Genomic DNA, 19,893 nt, shown 5'->3' with positions numbered 1-19,893 from the left:
TTCATTTTGAAGCCTCTCTAAAGCCATGAGTAAAGGTAGGATCATAAAGCTTTGATCTATAATAATTCGCATTTATAAAATCTCCTACAAGAATTTGGGCAAAATTTTTAATTTGTGCTTTTTTAACCTTATCCACTATATCATAAAGAATTCCAATTATTATCTTTTCCTCTTTCCAGGTTGCCTTGTACACAACTGCAACTGGCACATCTTCTCTTTCATATCCTATTTTCAGCTTTTCTACTACACTTTCAATGCTTTGTGCAGATAAAAATATCGCCATTGATGTCTTATGTGCTGCAAGAAGCTCCAAGCTTTCACTGGTTGGTACCTGAGTTCTCCCTTCAAGTCTTGTTATTATAACGGTTTGACTTACTCCTGGCAGTGTAAATTCTCCTTTTATCGCTGCTGCACTAGCTGTAAAGGAACTGACTCCCGGCACCACCTCAAATTGAATTCCAAGATATGCAAGTTTATCCATCTGCTCCTTTATAGCTCCATATATGCTTGGGTCTCCTGTATGAAGACGTACAACTTTTTTACCCAAGGCATCAGCTTTCCTCATAACTTCAATAACCTCTTCAAGTGTCATTTTTGCACTATTGAATATTTCTGCCTCTGCTTTACAAAAATTCATATGCTCTTTTGCCACAAGAGAACCAGCATATATTACTACATCGGCAGTTTCAAGCTTTTCTCTACCTTTAACAGTTATTAAATCCACATCTCCTGGACCTGCTCCTATAAAACTAACCATTACTTTTTCTCCTTCCAACTATTAATGACAAATAATCTTTATCTACCAAAATTTTATCTTTTTCATATAAAATAGCTTCATTTTCTGTAGTACAGCGTTTTACATAAGCATATTCAAAGTTATTTTCTTCAAGTTTTGAAATTATTTTTTCTTTATCTCTATAGGTTTTAAGTATCGCTATGCTGTCACTTTTTTCCAATATATTTTCATCAATTTTTCCATCACAAAGATAAAAATTATCTCCTTTAACTGCTATTGGAATTTTAGTTCTATTTGAAGCTGCTCCAAAGGAGGTTATTCCTGGTATAGACTCTGCATAAACTCCAATTTTATCAAGCTCTCTTAAAAGATGTATGAAGGTACTATAAACCATTGGATCACCTAGAGTTAAAAATATTCCTACTTCACCTAAAGTTTCTTTTATTATTTCTACTGCTTTTTTGTAGCTTTCGCTATTGTCTTCTCCCATTGAAAATTCTAATTCTATTATTTTTTTATCTGAAACAAATTCCTCTGCAATTTTAAGTGCTGTACTTACTCCTTTACTTTTGGGTACAAATATAACTTCAGCTTCTCTTATAAGCCTGTAACCTTTAAGTGTTATAAGTTCTCTATCTCCCGGTCCAACTCCTACTCCATATATTTTCTTCACGGCTTTTTCCCCCTAACTAAAAATACAGGATTATTCGCCTTCAAAAGCCCCATCCTGTCCATGTATGATACTTGAATTAACTTTACCACTATATCTTCATAACTATTTTCTCTTATAAAATTTAAAAAAGTATTTAAGTTATTCATAGTTATAAAATTTGCTGCTACAATTCCACCTTTTTCTATATGCCCATTTACATAACTAAGAATTTCTTTTAAATTTCCCTTGCTTCCTCCTATAAATACCTTGTTAAATTTTCTTACCTCCGAAAGCTTTTCTGGAGCTTTTCCTTCTATAACTTTAATTTCTGTATTAAATTTCAAGTTATTTTCTTTAATCAAATTTACTCCTTCTTCATTTTGCTCTACAGCATAAACCTTAGATCCAAAAAGCGCTGCTTGAATGGATATAGAACCTGTCCCTGCTCCTATATCAACTAAAATATCTTCTTCACATATCTCCATTACTGCAAGTGCTGCTATTCTAACTTCAAATTTTGTCATAGGAACCTTTCCTCTTAAAAATTCCTCATCTTTAATCCACTTCATTTTCTACCACCACCACAGAAAGCTTTGAAACGTCCTCAATCTCATCTCCAATACTCCTGATTATTATTTTTTCATCATCGTAAGACAGGTTAAACCCCGCATAAATTTTTCCTCTCACACCTAAAGCATAAAGCTTGCTTGATATATCCTTAGGAGTATTTTTTCATCCATCAGTATAATAAAGGTTCCTTTCTTTAATATCTTCTCTAAATTTTCTTCCCTACCATGAAAGCTCATGAGCTTAAAATTCTGCCAGTTTTTTTGAAGCTTTGCCATCATATATTGAAAAGAGGATATGCCCGGTATAATTTCATCTATTATTACACCATTCCTTTTTAAATAATCAACTATTCCAAAAAATAAAGGATCTCCAGAAGCTAATATATCTAAATTTCTAGCTTCTTTAGCAATATTTAAAATCTCACCAACATTTTCTATGCATTTAACCTCTAAACCAAGCTTTTCTATGTCCCTCGAAAATCTCCCAAAAGCAGCCAAACATTTTGAATTTTTTATTATTTCAAAGGCATAAGTTGGTAGGTACTTTATATTTCCAGGTCCCATTCCAATAACTCTTATCATAATCAAAGCACCCCATATTTCATTGAATACATATATATCTTTAATTTTACTTCTTCATTTTTTATGTAACCACGCAGTCTGTCCTCGATTCCCTTTTTCATATCCTCTATCGCAATTTTATAGCCATGTTTATAAACTACTTCAAGAGCTTCCTCTGTGGTAATGCAATTCTTGACTTTCTTCAAAACTTCTAATTTTTGCTCCCCTAAGAGCAAGATAATAAACAAAGGCTTCCATTCTAACATCACAAACCTTGCTGTGGGTATTAAAAACTCCAATAGAAAGCTTTGAGAACTTTCCAATATGACCAATAAGAGTTATATTTTTAAAGCCCTTATAAACACAATAAAGAAGAGCATCTCCCACATAATTTGAAATTTTAACGCCTCTGCCTTTAAATTTTAAAGCCTTCACCATTTTTTCTCCATAATTTCCTGGATATAAAATTATTTCATGAAAGCCATCATTAAATATAGTCTCTATTTCAAGATATATTGTATCTAAAAGTGCCTTTTCAGACATTGGTTCCACTATTCCAGAAGTTCCTATTATAGATATTCCACCTTCAATACCTATATTTTTGTTGAAGGTTTTCTCAGAAATTATTTTTCCCATTGGTGCATATATAAGAACATCAAAACCTTTATCCGTTACCTTTCTTATTTCCTCCTCTATCATTTTCCTTGGAACGGGATTTATAGCAGCTTGTCCTATTTTTCCAAAAAGACCTTTTCTTTTAATTCTTCCTATACCTTCTCCTCCATCTATGACAATTAAATTATCAGAGCGCTTTGAAACTCTTGCGTAAATTTCTATTCCATCAGTTACATCCGGATCATCTCCACTGTCCTTTACTATACAGCACTCTGCATAATAATTATTTATTACAGGCTTCATAACTTGAAGGTCAAGAGGTATATTAGCTGGTGTATCTATTTTGATACTCTTTATTGTTTTTCCTTCTATGAGCATAATTACAGCCGCCTTAGCTGCTGCAGAACTACAGCTTCCAGTAGTATAGCCACATCTAAGCCTTTTTCCTTCCTTTACAACATAAAATTCTTTCATCTTCCTACCGTCATGTACAAGAGTGCATTTACTACAGAAGCTGCTACATTACTTCCTCCTTTTGTTCCTATTGTAGTTATACTTGGCACATCAAAATTTCTTATATATTCTTTTGCTTCTGCTGCTCCAACAAAACCAACAGGCACTCCAATTATGAGTTTAGGTTTTGCTCTACCTTCAGTTATAAGCTCTCCAAGTCTAAAAAGCGCAGTTGGAGCATTTCCAACCACAAAAATTTCTGCTTTCTCTAATACAGCAATATCTACGCAAACTGATGACCTTGTAGTTTCCATGTCCTTTGCCATTTTTGAAGTTTTTTCATCATCTATATAGCATAAAAGTTCAGAATTAGACTTCTTTAATGCCTTTTTATTTATTCCAGACCAAACCATTCTAGTATCCGTAAAAATTTTATTTCCACTTTTTAAAAGCTCCACTCCAACTTTTACAGCTTCACCTTTAAAATCAATTATATTTTTATAATCAAAATCCCCTGTGGTATGAATCATCCTTTTTACGATGGGAAGTTCCTCTTCTTTAAAGCTGCTTCTCTTTATCTCTTCATCTATTATTTCCATGCTCACTTTCTCTATTAACGCTGGATTTTTTATATACACAATTCTCCCTCCCTTTTTGCATTTTCTACAAATTTAAGCATATTGTTAAAAGCCTTCATATTACCTAAGAAACTTATGTGTGGATACCCTGCAAGAACATTTTTATATCGGTAGCCACATTCCCAATCCTCGCTTCCCATTGTCTTTTTTATATTAAACACAGCCTTTTCGTTTATTTCTGTCACTGATTTGTGAAATTCATGGGCTGTTAGTGTATCTCCTTTTTCTCCAAGCATGCAGCTTTCCTTTAGTTCAACATTTATATAACCGAATCTTTGAAGTGAATTTGTTAGACTGCTTTTCCCCTTAAAAATGCCTACCAATTTGCTTTCCTCTATATAACCCATAAGGTACATAAAACCTCCACACTCAGCATAAATGCATCCACCCCTTTCTGCATAGCTTTTTACATCACCTAACATAGCTTTATTTAAAGAAAGTTCTTTTCTAAAAATCTCCGGATAGCCTCCTCCAAGATATAACAAGTCACAGTCTGGAAGCTTTCTATCACTCAAAGGTGAAAAATACTCAACCTTACAGTAGCTCTCAAGAAGCTTTAAATTTTCATTATAATAAAAAGAAAATGCCTTATCCAAAGCCACTGCAACTTTTATATCTGACTTATAAACACAGTCAATTTTCTTTTCAATTTTCATCTTTTTCATAAGTTTAAGCAAAAGCTCCATATCTATATTCTTCTCTACTATGCCTTCCATAATACTTATCTTCTCTTCTAAATCCTCTATTTCTATGCTTTGTACAAGCCCTAAATGCCTGCTTTTTATTTCCACATCATCTATTTTAGGTATATAACCAAGCACCTTTAAGTCCGTATATTTTTCTATTTGCGGCTTTAACATTTTATAAATTTTTTCATGAGTTTTATTTAAAATCACAGCTTTAATAGTTGAATTTTCAAATTCCGCCATTCCCTTTATTTTAGGAATAGCAGAAAACATTTCACCTTTTGGTGTGTATACAAGCACTGCATTTACTTTAATTTCTTTTGCCATGTCATAACTTGAATTGTCAAAGGTATTGTAAATCCCATCAAAATACCCCATAGCACCTTCTATGACTGCAGCTTCTCCTTCTGCCATGGAAAGAGAGGTTTTCATTCCAACTCTACCTTGAAGGTGAATATCCAGATTACCAGCATCCTTTTTTGAGGCTAACTTTAAATATGCAGTATCTATATAATCTGGTCCTATTTTAAAACCGCATACATCAACTCCCATATTCAAGAGCCTTCTTGTTATTCCAAGCGTTATCATTGTCTTCCCGCTGCCGCTGCCTGGCGCTGTAATCATAATACCTTTCATATTTTTATCTCCTTTAGAGCCTTTATTAAACCTTCATTGCTTTTTCTGTCCTTTACTGCGAGCCTTATATACGTTTTATCAAGTCCTTCAAAGCTTGAGGCCTTTCTAATCATAAAGCCTTTTGAAATGAGCTTACTAAACACTTCATCCTCATCCCAACTTAAAAGCTTTATCAATATAAAATTAGTATGGCTTTTAAAAGGTTTCAACCAATTTATATCTGAAAGTTCATGCAGCATATAGTTCCTTTCTCTCTCTGTCTCCTCTTTGGTTTCTTTAATATAGGCTTTATCCTTAAATATTATTCTTCCTGCTGCATTTGCATAGGAATTTACGCTCCAGGGGCTTTCTATTTCTTTATATTTTTTTCTAAAGCTTTCGCTTACATGCGCATAGCCAAGACGTATACCAGGAAGACCAAAAAACTTAGTTGCCGCCCTTACTATACACACTTTTTCTTTTCCTCTAAAAAGCTCAATGCTATCATAGTCTTCTGGACAAAATTCATAAAAGGCTTCATCCAAAAGAAGAAATGCTCCTTTTTCATAAGCAAGCTTATAGATTTCTAAAAGAACCTCCCTTTCTATTCTTAAACCTGTAGGGTTGTTAGGATTACCCAAAATAAGCAAATCACCTTTTATTAGACTTTTTTCAAGTTCTCCGCAATCTACTTTAAATTCTTCATTAAATTTAAACCTTACAACCTCTTTACCTAAAATTTTAGGTCTTTTAATGTATTCTCCAAAGCAAGGAACAAAGACCGCAATTCTATCAAACAAAAGACACATATTACTTATGATTTCCATAGCCCCACTGCCTATTATTACTTCTTCATAATCGCACTTTAGATATTTAGAGATATTTTTTCTAAGTTCTCTATATTGAATATCTGGATAATATGCAAGTTCATCATAAGCCTTTAAAAACTCAATTTTAAGTGCCTTAGGCGGCCCCATTGGATTTATATTACTGCTGTAATCAATTATTTTTCCCTGAAATTCATCTTTATAAGTGAAGGTATCACCACCATGAAACATTAAACACACCACCTAATACAATAAAGTACACTGCTGTAAATAAAATTTCTGCCCTATACATTATTTCTATAGTTTTTTTGATATCCAAAAGTTCAAGTTCTCTTTTCTTATCTCCTATTTTAGGTTTCCTCATAATTTCACCAAAATAGACATTGTCTCCTCCAAGCTGAACTCCAAGAAGCCCTGCCGCCGCTCCTTCTGGATAAGCGCAATTTGGACTTTTGTGATTTTTTCTATCCCTTATCATCACTTTTAAACCATTTAAAACATCAAATCTAAGTACAGAGCCAAGACACATCAAAACTCCAGTAAGCCTTGCTGGTATTAAGTTAAAAACATCATCCGCTTTAGCTGGGAAATGCCCTATGTAAAGATATTTTTCATTTTTGTACCCAAGCATAGAGTCCATAGTATTCACCATTTTATATAAAAAAGCCAAAGGTGCTCCTCCAATTGCTGCGTAAAACATTGGAGCTATAACTCCATCAGAGGTGTTTTCTGCTATTGTCTCTATATCTGCTCTTATTATTTCACTTTCACTTAAATTTCCAGTTTCACGTCCTACAATAAAGGAAAGTCTATATCTAGCCTCTTCTATTCCCTTTTCAAATGCCTTAGCTACCTTCATCCCCTCTCTTTGAAGACAACCTGCTGCAATACACGTATATAAAAAATATGTATTTACAATATGATAGATTAAACTGTAGCTTTTCAAAACTTTAAGCATTAAAAAAGGAATTAAGAAAGCTAAGAACAAATTTATGATAACTACAATTCCTCCAAGAAGCTTCATCATATTATTATTTTTTGCTGTACTTCTCACCTTTTTTTTTTCTTCAAAGCTTATTACATTTCCCATAAGTTTTATAGGATGTGGAAGAAAATACGGATCTCCAATACAAAAATCTAATATTACTGCCAATAAAAAATCTATCATATCTGTTCTCCTAAAAGCTTGTACATATATTCAATGTCAATGTTTTCTCGTACAATTTTTTCAAGTTTATTTAATTCTTCTTCTCTTTTTTCTCTTAAATCCAAACTTGTTTTTTCTTTTATATTTTTTATCTTCCTAATTTTATTTAATATTTTTCCTCTAAATTCATTTGAATCAAATATCCCATGAAGATAGGTTCCATAGTATTTATCAGCTGCCATATCACCATCAAAATAATTAGCCGTCTCTCCAGTGTTATTTTTTATATTTACAAAAGGATTTTTATTCTCACTTGTTCTCCCTGAATGTATTTCATAGCCATATACCTTACAGTCCAAAGCCATACCTTCAACATTTTTAGTTATCTTCTCCCCTTCAAAACGAGTTTCTGTATCAAAAATTGAAAGTCCCTCTTCAACTTCTCCTCTTTCAACTTCCCAGCCTTCAACATCTATTATCCTACTTCCCATAATTTGATAACCACCGCATATACCAAATACAATACCTTTAAAGGTTTTAATTGCCACATCGAAGCCTGAAGCTTTTAGCCATCTTAAATCTTCTATGGTATTTTTACTTCCTGGTATTATAAGCATGTCTGCATCTCCTATTTCAATCGGCGAAGTTATAAAGTTTATTGTCACATCCTCATCAAATTTAAAAGCATCAAAATCCGTAAAATTTGATATCCTTGGGAGCTTTATAACTGATATTTGCACTTCTCCACCTACAGCACTTTTTATTTCTGAGGCTCCATCCTCCTCATCAAGCTTCACATTCATATAAGGAATTATTCCAACCACAGGAATATTTACAAGCTTTTCTATCATATCAACTCCATTTTGAAGAATAGCCTTGTCACCTCTGAATTTATTTATTATTATTCCCTTAATTCTTTCCCTTTCACTTTTTTCCAAAAGCATCACAGTCCCATATATAGCTGCAAAAACTCCGCCTTTATCTATATCAGCAACTAAAATCACAGAAGCATCTGCAATTTCTGCCATGCCCATGTTTACAATGTCATTATCCTTTAAATTTATTTCAGCTGGACTACCTGCACCTTCTATAACCACAAAATCAAATTTCTTTTCAATTTTTCTGTAAGTCTCCTTTATCATACTTTTTAACGTAGTTTTAAATTCAAAATACTCTACTGCATCCATAGTTTTATATGGCCTTCCATTTATAATAACTTGACTTTTCCTATCAGAGGTTGGTTTTAAAAGAATTGGATTCATATATGCTGCCGGCTCAATTCCAGCAGCTTCAGCCTGAAGTACTTGAGCTCGTCCCATTTCAAGTCCTTCCATAGTAACATAAGAATTAAGGGACATATTTTGAGATTTAAATGGACATACTTTGTAACCAGCTTTATAAAAAATTCTGCAAAGGGCAGCTGAAATAAGACTTTTTCCCACAGAGGAGGCCGTACCCTGTACCATTATACCTGACATTTCATCACCAACCTATCCTATAATTTCCTTTAAATGCTTTAAGTATATTTCCTGAAATTTAAGATTTTCTCCAAGGCCATGAAAATAAATATTAACTTTTATACCGGCCTTTTCTAAAATGCTTTTCCAGGAGTTTTCATTCTCTCCACACATATCATTTTTTGCATGATTGCCAGCAACTAACATAAAAGGAGCAAGAGTTACCTCTTTTATGTTGTTTTCTTCAATCCATTTCATAACATTTTCTATAGATGGATACCCTTCTACTGTACCTATGAATACATTTTTGTAGCCTCTGTCTATTAAAGACATTTGAAGCTCTGAATAACATGCATTTGAGTAGTGATAAGACCCATGTCCCATAAAGACTAAGGTTTTATTTTTCTCTATAAGGTCCTTTACTGCTTCTATTAACAATTCATAATCTTCACGTTTATATATAGCAGGAGTCCCGAGGTCAATTTCATTAAACAATTCTTTTCCCTGAAATTCTTCAACTATTGATTTTAAATTGTTATATTCACTTCCAGGAATTAAATGGAGTGGTTGAATAAATACTTTTTCATATCCCTCCCTATAGAGCTTTTTAAGAGCCCCCTGCGGTGTATCAACAAATATTCCATCTCTATTTTTAAGTACCTTTATGACAACTTTAGAAGTAAATGCTCTTCTAACCTCATAGTCACTGTATTCATTTTTTATCCTATTTTCTACAGCTTCTATAGTAAGCTTTCTGGTGTCTTCATAGGTTGTTCCAAAACTAACAACTAGTACAGCTCTTTTCAATTTTCTGTCCTCCATTTATCATTTTAAAAAGTTCTTCTTTATTTTTAGGCACTGAAGGGTCCTTTTTTAAATATCCTTTTCTCATAGGTTTCTCTAAATAACAATCCTCTATGAGCTTTTTATCTTTAAGTTTCTTTGGCATTTTTTGCCTCCATTTAATATACATTTATAGAATTTACGGCTTTTATATAGCTGTAACCTTCTTCTATTGAAAGCTGTGTTAATTTTAAGTAATCTATTTTAAATTTGAAAAAGTATTCTGGAGCATTAAAAACTGATGATAGTGCACACCTTATAACCCCATCATGTGTAACTACTAATACTTTACCTTTCTTTAAAGACATATCTTTTATAAAAGCCTTGGTCCTTTTATATACATCCTTTAAACTTTCACCCTGTGGTATTCTGTAATTTACAAAATCATTATTCCACTTTTGTGCTTCTTTTGGATAAGCTTTCAAAATTTCGTCATAGCTCAAATTTTCAAAAATTCCAAAATTTCTTTCCAAGATTCTATCATCGCTTTTTCCACTTAACCCAAGAAGTTTTGCAGTTTCCCTAGCTCTTTCAAGTGAACTTATATAGACTTCATCGAATTGAATATTTTCAATTAAATTTGCTGCTTTGATAGCTTCCTTCTTTCCCTCGGAGGTTAATGGCAAGTCCAATCTTCCATGATATACCTCTTTTTCATTTCCTTCTGATTTTCCATGTCTCGTAAAAACTATATCCATGACTGCACCACCATAAAAGCTAGTAAACTAACTATTTCACATATTTCTATATTTGCTCCATACACATCTCCCGTAAGTCCACCTATAGTTTTATAGGCTTTTAAAGTTATAAGTCCCGACGCTGTAAAAGCTGCTGCTAAAGGCAGTAAAAATTTATAGCTAAAAGCAAAAACTAAAACCGCCAAATAAGTTATAAGCCCAAAACAAAAATATTTTTTTGGCTTTCCATCTGAAAACATGCTTCCCATTCCACCAGGTCTAGCATTCTTTGTATAGCTCATAAGCATAACTACTGTAAGCCTAGCATTTCCCGAAGCTAGTACCACAGCAGGTAAAAATATTGATGAATTAAGCCTTGATATAATCACAAATTTAAGCAGCAAATCCATAACAACAGCAATAACTCCAAAGGTGCCTGTTCTGCTGTCCTTCATTATTTCAAGTATTCTATCTTTCTTCCTTGCTGAAAAAAACCATCAGAGGTATCTGAAAGACCATCTATGTGAAGCCCTCCTGTAACAATAACCAGAGAGAGAACTACAAAGGCTGCACCTACTTCACTACCGCCTATAAAGTTCATAAATAGGCCTACTGCCCCTGAAATTAAACCTATTAGCATCCCTACATACGGAAAGAAAAAAGTCGATTTTGAAAGATTTTTACTGTTAAAATCTACAGGTATATTTATGGGAATTCTAGTTAAAAACTGAAGTGCTGCAATAAGTCCCTTTATCATTTTATTTTAAGGCTCACTCCACAAAAAACTACATATACTTCATTGCAAAGTGCTGCAACTCTTTGATTTACCCTTCCTGCAATATCTCTAAAAACCCTTGCTATATGATTTTCAGGAACTATAGAACTCCCAACTTCATTTGTTACTATAACAACATTTCTATCTTTGGCTTTTTTAACAAAATTCTCAATTATTTCTACAATTCTATCTTCTATGTCTTTTTCAAGCCCGCTGTCTATTCTCTCCAAAGTTCCTGACATATCAAACATAACGTTTGAGGTAAGTACTGTTAAACAGTCCAAAATATAATTTTCTTCTCTCTCAACAGCCTTTGCTATATCATAGGTTCCTTCATAAGTTCTCCAATAATCAGGTCGTGATTTTTTATGTTTTTTAACTCTTTCTTTCATTTCAACATCCTCTGCCCTTGAGGTTGCAATATACACTACATCTTTTTTGTCTTTATAAAATCCTTCTGCAAAGGAGCTCTTTCCACTCCTTGCTCCTCCTGTAACCAAAGTTATCATCTTATATCCACATAATCCTTTGAATTAATAGAGGCTTGTTCAAAGTAGGCATATTATTTAATGTATAAAGGGCAGCTTCAATTATTTGAAAGGCAAGTGGACATCCAGAACCTTCTCCAAGTCTCATGTGTAAATTAAGCATTGGTTCTAGTCCAATTTCCCTCATCATGTATTTTGCTCCAGGTTCATCAGACAAATGTGAGGCAAACATGTAGTCCTTAGAATATTTATTAAGCCTCACAGCGCATAAAGCGGCGGCAGCAGATATAAACCCATCTATTACTATGGGTTTTTTATTCTTTGCAGCACCAAGAAAACATCCACATAGCCCCGCAATATCAAAACCACCGACCTTTGACAGTACATCTATAATATCCTTTTTATCTGGAGAATTTACTAAAATGGCCTCTCTAATTACCTTCTTCTTATTTTCAAATTGCTCTTCTGTTAATCCTGCCCCTTTTCCTGTTACTGTATCAACAGATAAACTTGAAAGCACACTTAAAACTGCTGCGCTAGTTGTAGTATTTCCTATACCCATTTCACCTGTTCCAAAAATAGCACAGCCATTTTTACAAAGCTCGTCCACAATTTCTATACCAGCTTCAATAGCCTGAATAGCTTGTCCACTAGTCATAGCTGGTCCCTTTGAAATATTCTTTGTTCCCATGGCTACTTTTTTATTTATAATCTTAGGATTGTTGAACACCGCATCCACACCTATATCCACAACTGTCACTTCTGTATTTGTAAATTTAGATAAAATTACAACTCCAGTATCACCTGTAGTTAAATTACTTGTAAGTACTGCTGTACTGCTTTTAGGACATGTACTTACGCCTTCTTCTACGACTCCATTATCTGCACACATTACTATGATATTTTTCTTTTTTATTTCGTAATTAAAGTTCCCTGTTATCCCCGTTATTCTTGAAACTATATTTTCAAGTGTTCCTAAGCTTCCAATTGGTTTAGATAAATTATCTATTCTTCTCATTGCTAATTTTTCTTTTTCTACATCTGCAGGTGCTATTGAAGCAAGGCACTGCTTAAATTTTTTCATACTTGACCAAACCTCCTAAAACAAAAAATAAAACCCCGATATTCTCGGAGTTTTCGTACACAAAACTAAACTCATATAAAATGAGCCTTTTTATATATGGTAAAGTATTTCAATACAAATTTATATTTTAATCCATTAAAATTAAGCTTCTCATCGCTTTACCATAGTACTATACCTCCCTCCGAGGCAATACTGTTATTTTAGGCAGGTCTCCTGACTCACGGATCATTCTCCTCCAACCTTCCCAGCTATATAAATTTTAAAGTAAATTATTTATTTCTCACAAAATTCTTAGAAACTTCAAAATTTTATAAGAACGACTAATGAATTACTAATTAAAATTATATAAAATGCCAGTGGCAATTATGGATTTGTTCCCGTATACAGTAGCGGGGGCTGCAGCGGATTTTCACCACTTTCCCTTTTAAATAAAAATACCTAAAACCACCGTATTCAATTATAGTTTAAATGTTACTACAAATTTTATTTAATTTCAATACACCATCAATAAAACTAATGCTCTTTTTTTCACTTTAATTAGTTTGCAATTTTTTATATTTAGTGCGACAGTCCTATAATAAATAATTTGTCCATTAGTATAAATTTAATTATTTTTACAGTTATTTTCCTATCAATTTAATATGAATATTATGTTTTAATTTAAAATTTTATTATAAAAAGTTCAATATAAGTTAATTTGATTTTATGACTTAATTGACAGATTGTGAATAAAATGTTAACATGCTGTTTATACCTATTATTCTTATTATTTTAGTATGTTTACATATTGATTGACTTAAAAATTTTATTTTTAAACTGAAAAGAGGGATATAAATGAAAAAAACAATTTTAAAAAATATTATGCCGATAGTATCAGCCATAATAGCTATTTGTATAAGTAAATTAGTTCCTGATGGACTTACAGCATATGGAACTAAATTTTGGATTCCTTTTCTTATAATACTTTTAGTAGTATTTGTAATTATAAATATAATTTCATTAATTAATAAAAAAAGTGTTTACCAAATTAAATGAAAAGGCTCCAATAATGTCAGTCTTAATTTTAATACTATCTTTCTGGGAAATACTAACATCAAAGCTTGCAATTTTACCGCTTCCGTACTTTCCAGCTCCTGGCCAAGTAATTGATGCAATTATAACTGATTGGAATAGGATTTTAGTAAGTGCACTCTACTCTTTAAGACTACTTGCAGTTGGTTTTCTTGTTGGCGCAATTTTAGGGCTTATAACTGGCGTTATGATTGGATGGAATAAAAAATTAAACTATTGGTTATCGCCACTTCAAAAAATTATTGGACCTATACCAGCTACTGCCTGGATTCCAATTGCTATGACCATATTTCCAACAACCTTTACAGCTAGTATCTTCATATTAGCACTTGCAGTATGGTTTCCTGTAACTGTAATGACAAGCTCAGGAGTTGCAAATGTTAGGAAGTCATACTTTGAGGTTGCACAAACACTTGGTGCTGGAGAAAGATATCTTATATTTAAAGTTGCCATCCCAGCAGCACTACCAAATATTTTTATAGGTCTTTTCATGGGACTTGGAATGTCATTTGTAACACTTGTTGTTGCTGAAATGCTAGGAGTAAAGGCTGGACTTGGCTGGTACATCAACTGGGCACAAGGATGGGCTGAATACAGCAAAGTATATGCTAGTCTCGTGGTTATGTCTCTAATATTCTCAACAATTATAACATTACTATTTAAAGTTAGAGACAAAGTATTAATATGGCAGAGAGGGTTAATTAAATGGTAAACAATTTAGGCAATATAGAAATAGAAAATATAAGATGTAATTTTACTGACCATAACAATAATGATACAGTTGCTCTAAAAAATATAAACTTAAGTATTAAATCAGGAGAATTTGTATCTATTGTAGGTCCAAGCGGATGCGGAAAATCAACTTTACTTAGAATAATAGCTGGACTTCAAAAATCTACAGAAGGCATCGTAAAATTAGATGGTGAAAAAATTGACGGACCTGGTTATGAAAGAGGATTTGTATTTCAAGATCCAACCTTATTTCCGTGGCTTAATGTACATGATAATATTGCAACCGGTCTAGTAGCAAGAAAAATATATAAGGAAAGAAAAAATGAAATACCTAAATATATAAAACTTGTAAAATTAGATGGATTTGAAAAAGCATATCCTCATCAGCTGTCTGGTGGAATGGCTCAACGTGTTGCTATAGCAAGGGCATTGGTTAATAATCCTAAAGTTCTTCTTTTGGATGAACCTCTAGGAGCATTAGATGCTTTCACTCGTATCCATATGCAAAATGAACTTTTAAGAATATGGAAAGAAAGAAAAAACACTATGATTTTAGTAACTCATGATGTAGAAGAAGCAATATATCTGAGTGATAGAGTTGTGGTAATGTCACCACATCCAGGTCAAATTGAAGAGATCGTCAATATAGATATTGAAAGAAATAGAAAAAGAGAAAGTAATGAATTCATAGAATCAAAGAAAAAAATATTAGATATATTAAATTTTACTGAATAAAAATTAATATAAATATTTAGGGGAAATTGCAATGAAAAAAGGATTTATTAGAGCGACAAGTATATTGTCAATTGTAGCGGTTACTGCTATATTACTTGCCGGATGTGGCAATAACAAATCTACATTAAAGAAAACTAATAGTGGATTAACAGAAGTTACTCTTGGAACTTACAATGGTACATGTGAAGCACCACTATATATCGGAATTGAAAAAGGTATATTTAAAAAACATGGTTTATCACCTAAAATTGTAAATATAAATGCAGAAACACTTAAGGAAGGAATTGCATCAGGTAAAATAGATGGTGCACAAATTTCTGCTGGAATGTTTAAATCAATTCAACAAGGCCTCAATATAAAACTTACAAATGGAATTCATACAGGATGTATTGAAGCTGTAGTTCCTGTAAATTCTTCAATAAAATCAGTTAAAGATTTAAAAGGTAAAAAAATCGGAATAGATGCTATTGGTGGTGTTCCAATGGTACTTTTATCAATTGAACTAGGTAAATACGGAATAGATGCAAAGAAAGACGTAGATTGGAGAGTATACCCACAAGCTCAACTTGCGCAAGCACTCTCAAAAGGTGAAATAGATGCCTTTGGAGCTTGGGACCCTTATGGTGCATTGGCAGTAAACTCAGGAAAAGCAAGAAAGATATTTGGTAACAATAATGTTAAAAATACTGCTAAGGATACTTATTGCTGCTATACAGGGGTAAATGGAACTCTTGCAAAAAAACATCCTGAAGTTGCAAAAGAAATAACCGATGCATGGGCAGAAGCTACAGCCTGGGTTGAAAAACACCCTGAAGAAGCTGCTAAGATAACCGTAGATAAAAAGTATGTAAGTAGTGGAGATGAACTCGAAAATAGCAAATTGATTAGCAATTATGAATTTATTGCAGATAAAAAGAAAGCAAAGCAAGACTTTACAAATACCTTAAAAGCAATGAAGAAGCAGAATATACTTGATTCAAACACAGATATAGACAAACTCGTAAAAGATACCTTCATTGAGTAGAAAGCCGGAAAAAATATGAATAAGAAAAAATCTATTATTATAATTTCAATTATAGCAGCAGTTGTTTTGCTGGCAAGTGCTAGTTTGTATGCATATACCTCAATGAAAAATAAATCACGTTCAAATGTTCAAAATTCAGTTATTCAAAGTAAAAACAAAACTGGTACAGGATCTTGCTGTAATTAAAACCATAAAAAATTCAGGTAGACTTGTTTATACAAATCTACCTGAATTATCATAATTATAGATAAATATTTTCCTAAAAAATTCAAAATAGTGCTTTTTATATCTTTAAAATACTATACTCTATATTTATATAGTATTTTTTCATATCACATTGATTTCTCTCTACCCATTCATAAAAATCTTGATTTTTTCTTTAAGTTCTAATGCAATTTCATATAAAAATTCTGGTAATCTTTCTCTTAATATATCTCCATAGTAATCAGCAAGTATTGCTTTACCTATACCAAGTTTTCCTCCTAAATGCACCTCAAATACTTCCTGAATCTGTCCATTAACATTTTTCTTCTTTCCACAAAAACCTATTCCACCTATTTCATGAGCACTGCAGGAATTCGGGCATCCTGATATATGTATTATAGGGAGAACATCTTCAAGAAAATTCTTTTCTCTAAAATAAATTATAATTTCTCTTAGCACCTTCTGGCTATCTAAAATACCCATTTGGCAAGTAGGCACTCCAATACAAGCTATGGATTGTTCTAATCTATTTTCTCCTCCAATATGCTCTGTAATATCTAGCATCTTTTCAGCTTCTTTTCCATCTAAATTTCTAATATATAAGCCTTCTGTCATAGCAAGTCTTATTTCTGAATCCTGAATATTTTCTGTTTCATCTAAAATGAGCTTAAAATCACCTATTGATAGTTGACCACCTATTGGATGAACATATACACTATATAACCCCTTTTGCTTTTGTTCAACCAATCTTTTACTTTGTACTAAAGTTTCAATTCCAGGTTTATCATATACTTTTTCCTCGACACTAATTTTTAGCTTATTAGCTTGTGTAACTTCTTCAAGATGTTTTTTATAACATTGTATAAACTCTTCTTTTCCCATTCTTTCAACTATATATCTTATACGAGCTTTATTTTTGTTTTTGTAATCTCCTTCATCTATAAAAAGCTGTGTCATTGCTTCCACATGATACAAAACATCTTCTGGTGTTATAAGTTCCGGGAATTCTACACCAACCCTTGAATTTCTCCCAAGACCTCCTCCAAGATACGCTTTAAAATATTCTTTGTCTCCTTCTCTTACTGCAAAGAAACCTAAATCAACAGCTCCTGCATGTGGAAAGTCTCTGTCATTATTTGAAAAAGCAACCTTTAGCTTTCTAGGAAGCTTATACGTGTACACTTTATTTAAAAAGTAATTACCAACTGCCAAAGCATATGGTGATACATCAAAAGCTTCATCCTTATCTACTCCTGACAATGGAGATATAGCAACATTTCTAGGAAAATTTCCGCCTGACCCTCTTGAATATAATCCCTTATTTATTCCTTCTTCCATAGCATCACAAACTTCATCTATACTAATTCCATGAAGTTGGATTGCTTGACGTGTTGTAAGATGTATCCACTGCAATTCGTATCTTTTAGCAAAATCATAAATTAATTCTAAGTCTTTTCTATTTGCTATTCCAGATGGTATTCTAAATCTTATCATAAACTCTTTACCGCTTCTATGAGCATATACTCCCATTCCTCCAGAAGCACCCTTAAAATCCATCTTACTTACTTCACCGTTCAAGAATTTATGTCCGAGTTTTCTAAAACTTTTAACCTCTTCTAGTAAAATTTCATTTAAATTTTTCACTATATATCACTCTCATTTCTAACACTTATTGCAGAACTCTATAAATAGTATACCTTTTTATAGTTAATAAGTATAATACATATTTCTTATTATACCTATTAGTATTTCTTAGAGATAAAATTATAATTTTACTGTAGCACTTATAAAAAAATAATGTGAAGTCACTTAAATCATTATAACCTCACATTAATTTAACTAGATATATTCTTTAATTAAGCATTATTTTACTATATTCACGGAATTTTCTTTTCTCTTAGCAGATGCAGGCGCTTCAGAAGCTTTATATCCAAAAATTCCGGATCCAACTATTTTATATCCACTTGGTATTCCAAGCTCGCTTATTAATTTATTGCCTTCGTCTGAAGAAGCTAAAGCTCTTGGCGAATGAATCCAGCATGAACCTATATTTAATGATGCTGCAGCCAAAAACATGTTTTCTAGAGCTAGTGAAGCGTCACATTCAGGTGCCACTGCCTTCTCATCTCCAGAAACTATTATAAGCGTTGGTGCATTATAAAAAAGATTTAAATCCTTATTTTCAGCTCTATTCATATTTTTTTGCATAATTCATTGACTTTAGCTATTATTTCTTTATTTTGAATTACCGTAAAATGCCATGATTGCTGATTCATTGCACTTGGCGCAAATTTTCCAGCTTCAAGTATTGAATTTAATTCATCATCGCTAATTTGTTCAGACTTAAACTTTCTTATACTCCTTCTACTCAAAATTGCTTTTATTATTTCATTCATAATACCTGCCTCCTAAATACTAATAAATAGTAATATAATACGTACTATTAAAATTATATAATATAAATCGCATATTTTTAAAGTATGCACTTTATAGTTAGCTAGTATTCAAAAAGATAGTATTCAATTGCAAAATAACTATATAAAATATGGATGAACAACATTAAATCCACTATCCATTATTTGCTTCTCTGTTATATTTTCATCAAGATGCATACAATAAACCTTGTTTCTAAGTTCCATAGGTACTGCTTCACAAAGCTTTTTAATAGATAAATGAGGATTGCCCTTATAGTCCAGACCACAAGTATCATGATAAATCATTTCAATTTCTCCGTTTTTAAGTTTATCAATTACTTGGCTGCTTATGCTATTTGAATCACCACTGTAATAAAATGATTTTCTACCCAAATTCATTATAAACCCATATGCTGGTATTGTCTTAGTATGAGTAACTGATAAAAATTTCACATTAATATTTCCAAGTTCCACATCATCTATTTCTGGATTATCACAACTATTAAGATTATATTGTTCACTGCTCGCCCCTATGTTAGCCAAGAAATTTGTTATTAAACTTTCCTGTGGGAAAAATATATTTACCTTATTTTTTAAAATGTAGTATGAGTAAAATATTAAATCTCCAAGACTTCCAACATGATCTGGATGTGTATGGGTAATTATAATATACATTTTTTCTACACCATTTAATAAATTTAGTTTTCTTAACTTGCTAAAGACAGATCCTCCACAGTCTATTAAAATTAAGCTGCTGCCTTTTTTTAAAAAAGCACTATTATTGCCAAGCTTTGTATTAAAAGCACTTCCTGTACCTATAAAATCAACCATCTTTTACACCTCAACTTAATTTTCATAAAATTTAACATAATGTTAAAAAATCTATTGTA

At 32.3% G+C, this 19,893-nt stretch carries 26 protein-coding genes, 1 pseudogene and 1 riboswitch; of the genes and pseudogenes, 5 read left to right on the top strand and 22 right to left on the bottom strand.

The window, feature by feature from the left end:
- Window position 1: 1 nt before the first annotated feature.
- From cobM to cobT, 18 genes and pseudogenes are all read right to left on the bottom strand, one after another.
- The gene (gene cobM, locus AGR56_RS11370) at window positions 2-757 is read right to left on the bottom strand and encodes a precorrin-4 C(11)-methyltransferase (RefSeq protein ID WP_053242338.1); all 756 of its coding nucleotides are present in this window, start codon (window positions 755-757) and stop codon (window positions 2-4) included.
- Complete coding sequence (locus tag AGR56_RS11365; RefSeq protein ID WP_053242337.1) at window positions 750-1,409, bottom strand: precorrin-2 C(20)-methyltransferase; 660 nt, start codon at window positions 1,407-1,409, stop codon at window positions 750-752. The genes cobM and AGR56_RS11365 overlap by 8 nt, the downstream gene beginning before the upstream one ends.
- Window positions 1,406-1,957 carry a precorrin-6Y C5,15-methyltransferase (decarboxylating) subunit CbiT gene (gene cbiT / locus AGR56_RS11360; protein ID WP_053242336.1) on the bottom strand — a complete coding sequence of 184 codons (552 nt, stop codon included), beginning with the start codon at window positions 1,955-1,957 and terminating at the stop codon, window positions 1,406-1,408. Before cbiT ends, AGR56_RS11365 begins: the two co-directional genes overlap by 4 nt.
- Window positions 1,944-2,075: a hypothetical protein gene (locus tag AGR56_RS22815; RefSeq protein ID WP_278279618.1), complete on the bottom strand. Its 132-nt coding sequence runs from the start codon at window positions 2,073-2,075 to the stop codon at window positions 1,944-1,946. The genes cbiT and AGR56_RS22815 overlap by 14 nt, the downstream gene beginning before the upstream one ends.
- Window positions 2,076-2,077: 2 nt before the next feature.
- The gene (gene cbiE, locus AGR56_RS11355; RefSeq protein ID WP_053242335.1) at window positions 2,078-2,539 is read right to left on the bottom strand and encodes a precorrin-6y C5,15-methyltransferase (decarboxylating) subunit CbiE; all 462 of its coding nucleotides are present in this window, start codon (window positions 2,537-2,539) and stop codon (window positions 2,078-2,080) included.
- A 2-nt stretch (window positions 2,540-2,541) separates the two neighbouring features.
- On the bottom strand, window positions 2,542-2,724 hold the full coding sequence (locus AGR56_RS21840; protein WP_242851416.1) for a hypothetical protein: 183 nt from the start codon (window positions 2,722-2,724) through the stop codon (window positions 2,542-2,544).
- Window positions 2,681-3,607, bottom strand: a complete 927-nt coding sequence (gene cbiD, locus AGR56_RS11350; RefSeq protein WP_242851415.1) for a cobalt-precorrin-5B (C(1))-methyltransferase CbiD — start codon at window positions 3,605-3,607, stop codon at window positions 2,681-2,683. Before cbiD ends, AGR56_RS21840 begins: the two co-directional genes overlap by 44 nt.
- Window positions 3,604-4,227, bottom strand: coding sequence for a precorrin-8X methylmutase (locus AGR56_RS11345; protein ID WP_242851561.1), 624 nt, complete (start codon window positions 4,225-4,227; stop codon window positions 3,604-3,606). The genes cbiD and AGR56_RS11345 overlap by 4 nt, the downstream gene beginning before the upstream one ends.
- Window positions 4,215-5,546 carry a cobyrinate a,c-diamide synthase gene (locus AGR56_RS11340; protein ID WP_053242334.1) on the bottom strand — a complete coding sequence of 444 codons (1,332 nt, stop codon included), beginning with the start codon at window positions 5,544-5,546 and terminating at the stop codon, window positions 4,215-4,217. The genes AGR56_RS11345 and AGR56_RS11340 overlap by 13 nt, the downstream gene beginning before the upstream one ends.
- Entirely contained in the window at window positions 5,543-6,583 is a 1,041-nt protein-coding gene (locus AGR56_RS11335) for a histidinol-phosphate transaminase (RefSeq protein WP_053242333.1), read from the bottom strand. Before AGR56_RS11335 ends, AGR56_RS11340 begins: the two co-directional genes overlap by 4 nt.
- On the bottom strand, window positions 6,567-7,520 hold the full coding sequence (gene cbiB, locus AGR56_RS11330) for an adenosylcobinamide-phosphate synthase CbiB (protein ID WP_053242332.1): 954 nt from the start codon (window positions 7,518-7,520) through the stop codon (window positions 6,567-6,569). Before cbiB ends, AGR56_RS11335 begins: the two co-directional genes overlap by 17 nt.
- Entirely contained in the window at window positions 7,517-8,977 is a 1,461-nt protein-coding gene (locus AGR56_RS11325) for a cobyric acid synthase (RefSeq protein WP_053242331.1), read from the bottom strand. Before AGR56_RS11325 ends, cbiB begins: the two co-directional genes overlap by 4 nt.
- 12 nt (window positions 8,978-8,989) lie before the next feature.
- Window positions 8,990-9,763: a sirohydrochlorin cobaltochelatase gene (locus tag AGR56_RS11320; protein ID WP_053242330.1), complete on the bottom strand. Its 774-nt coding sequence runs from the start codon at window positions 9,761-9,763 to the stop codon at window positions 8,990-8,992.
- On the bottom strand, window positions 9,738-9,905 hold the full coding sequence (locus tag AGR56_RS20295) for a hypothetical protein (protein WP_157055746.1): 168 nt from the start codon (window positions 9,903-9,905) through the stop codon (window positions 9,738-9,740). The genes AGR56_RS11320 and AGR56_RS20295 overlap by 26 nt, the downstream gene beginning before the upstream one ends.
- A 13-nt stretch (window positions 9,906-9,918) precedes the next feature.
- Complete coding sequence (locus tag AGR56_RS11315) at window positions 9,919-10,497, bottom strand: histidine phosphatase family protein (RefSeq protein ID WP_053242329.1); 579 nt, start codon at window positions 10,495-10,497, stop codon at window positions 9,919-9,921.
- Window positions 10,488-11,233, bottom strand: a pseudogene (cobS, locus tag AGR56_RS19545) (adenosylcobinamide-GDP ribazoletransferase). The gene AGR56_RS11315 and the pseudogene cobS overlap by 10 nt, the downstream one beginning before the upstream one ends.
- Window positions 11,230-11,760 carry a bifunctional adenosylcobinamide kinase/adenosylcobinamide-phosphate guanylyltransferase gene (gene cobU, locus AGR56_RS11300; RefSeq protein ID WP_053242326.1) on the bottom strand — a complete coding sequence of 177 codons (531 nt, stop codon included), beginning with the start codon at window positions 11,758-11,760 and terminating at the stop codon, window positions 11,230-11,232. Before cobU ends, cobS begins: the two are co-directional and overlap by 4 nt.
- A gap of 1 nt (window position 11,761) precedes the next feature.
- Complete coding sequence (cobT, locus tag AGR56_RS11295) at window positions 11,762-12,823, bottom strand: nicotinate-nucleotide--dimethylbenzimidazole phosphoribosyltransferase (RefSeq protein ID WP_053242325.1); 1,062 nt, start codon at window positions 12,821-12,823, stop codon at window positions 11,762-11,764.
- A gap of 185 nt (window positions 12,824-13,008) precedes the next feature.
- Window positions 13,009-13,280, bottom strand: a riboswitch (cobalamin riboswitch).
- Between the two features lie 377 nt (window positions 13,281-13,657).
- Between cobT and AGR56_RS11290 the strand changes: the two genes are divergently transcribed.
- Genes AGR56_RS11290 through AGR56_RS20290 form a run of 5 tightly spaced genes read left to right on the top strand, consistent with a single transcriptional unit; the run spans window position 13,658 to window position 16,571 of the window.
- Window positions 13,658-13,858, top strand: a complete 201-nt coding sequence (locus AGR56_RS11290; RefSeq protein WP_053242324.1) for a hypothetical protein — start codon at window positions 13,658-13,660, stop codon at window positions 13,856-13,858.
- A 13-nt stretch (window positions 13,859-13,871) separates the two neighbouring features.
- Window positions 13,872-14,606: an ABC transporter permease subunit gene (locus AGR56_RS11285; RefSeq protein ID WP_053242323.1), complete on the top strand. Its 735-nt coding sequence runs from the start codon at window positions 13,872-13,874 to the stop codon at window positions 14,604-14,606.
- Window positions 14,600-15,361: an ABC transporter ATP-binding protein gene (locus tag AGR56_RS11280; protein ID WP_053242322.1), complete on the top strand. Its 762-nt coding sequence runs from the start codon at window positions 14,600-14,602 to the stop codon at window positions 15,359-15,361. Before AGR56_RS11285 ends, AGR56_RS11280 begins: the two co-directional genes overlap by 7 nt.
- Before the next feature lie 31 nt (window positions 15,362-15,392).
- Window positions 15,393-16,385: an ABC transporter substrate-binding protein gene (locus AGR56_RS11275; RefSeq protein WP_053242321.1), complete on the top strand. Its 993-nt coding sequence runs from the start codon at window positions 15,393-15,395 to the stop codon at window positions 16,383-16,385.
- Window positions 16,386-16,400: 15 nt separating this feature from the next.
- On the top strand, window positions 16,401-16,571 hold the full coding sequence (locus AGR56_RS20290; RefSeq protein ID WP_157055745.1) for a hypothetical protein: 171 nt from the start codon (window positions 16,401-16,403) through the stop codon (window positions 16,569-16,571).
- A 162-nt stretch (window positions 16,572-16,733) separates the two neighbouring features.
- Here AGR56_RS20290 and AGR56_RS11270 read toward each other — a convergent pair whose 3' ends face one another.
- From AGR56_RS11270 to AGR56_RS11260, 4 genes are all read right to left on the bottom strand, one after another.
- Window positions 16,734-18,233, bottom strand: a complete 1,500-nt coding sequence (locus tag AGR56_RS11270; RefSeq protein WP_157055744.1) for a nitrite/sulfite reductase — start codon at window positions 18,231-18,233, stop codon at window positions 16,734-16,736.
- 219 nt (window positions 18,234-18,452) lie between these two features.
- Window positions 18,453-18,797: a nitroreductase family protein gene (locus AGR56_RS23435; protein WP_347460468.1), complete on the bottom strand. Its 345-nt coding sequence runs from the start codon at window positions 18,795-18,797 to the stop codon at window positions 18,453-18,455.
- Window positions 18,782-18,985 (bottom strand): nitroreductase family protein, encoded by a 204-nt coding sequence (locus AGR56_RS23430; protein ID WP_347460467.1) that lies wholly within the window; start codon window positions 18,983-18,985, stop codon window positions 18,782-18,784. The genes AGR56_RS23435 and AGR56_RS23430 overlap by 16 nt, the downstream gene beginning before the upstream one ends.
- 138 nt (window positions 18,986-19,123) lie before the next feature.
- Window positions 19,124-19,834, bottom strand: a complete 711-nt coding sequence (locus AGR56_RS11260; RefSeq protein ID WP_053242320.1) for an MBL fold metallo-hydrolase — start codon at window positions 19,832-19,834, stop codon at window positions 19,124-19,126.
- Window positions 19,835-19,893: the final 59 nt, after the last annotated feature.

Source organism: Clostridium sp. DMHC 10 (assembly GCF_001270375.1).
Taxonomy (GTDB): Bacteria; Bacillota; Clostridia; order Clostridiales; family Clostridiaceae; genus Clostridium_S; species Clostridium_S guangxiense.
This window is presented reverse-complemented; position numbering and strand designations above follow the sequence as displayed.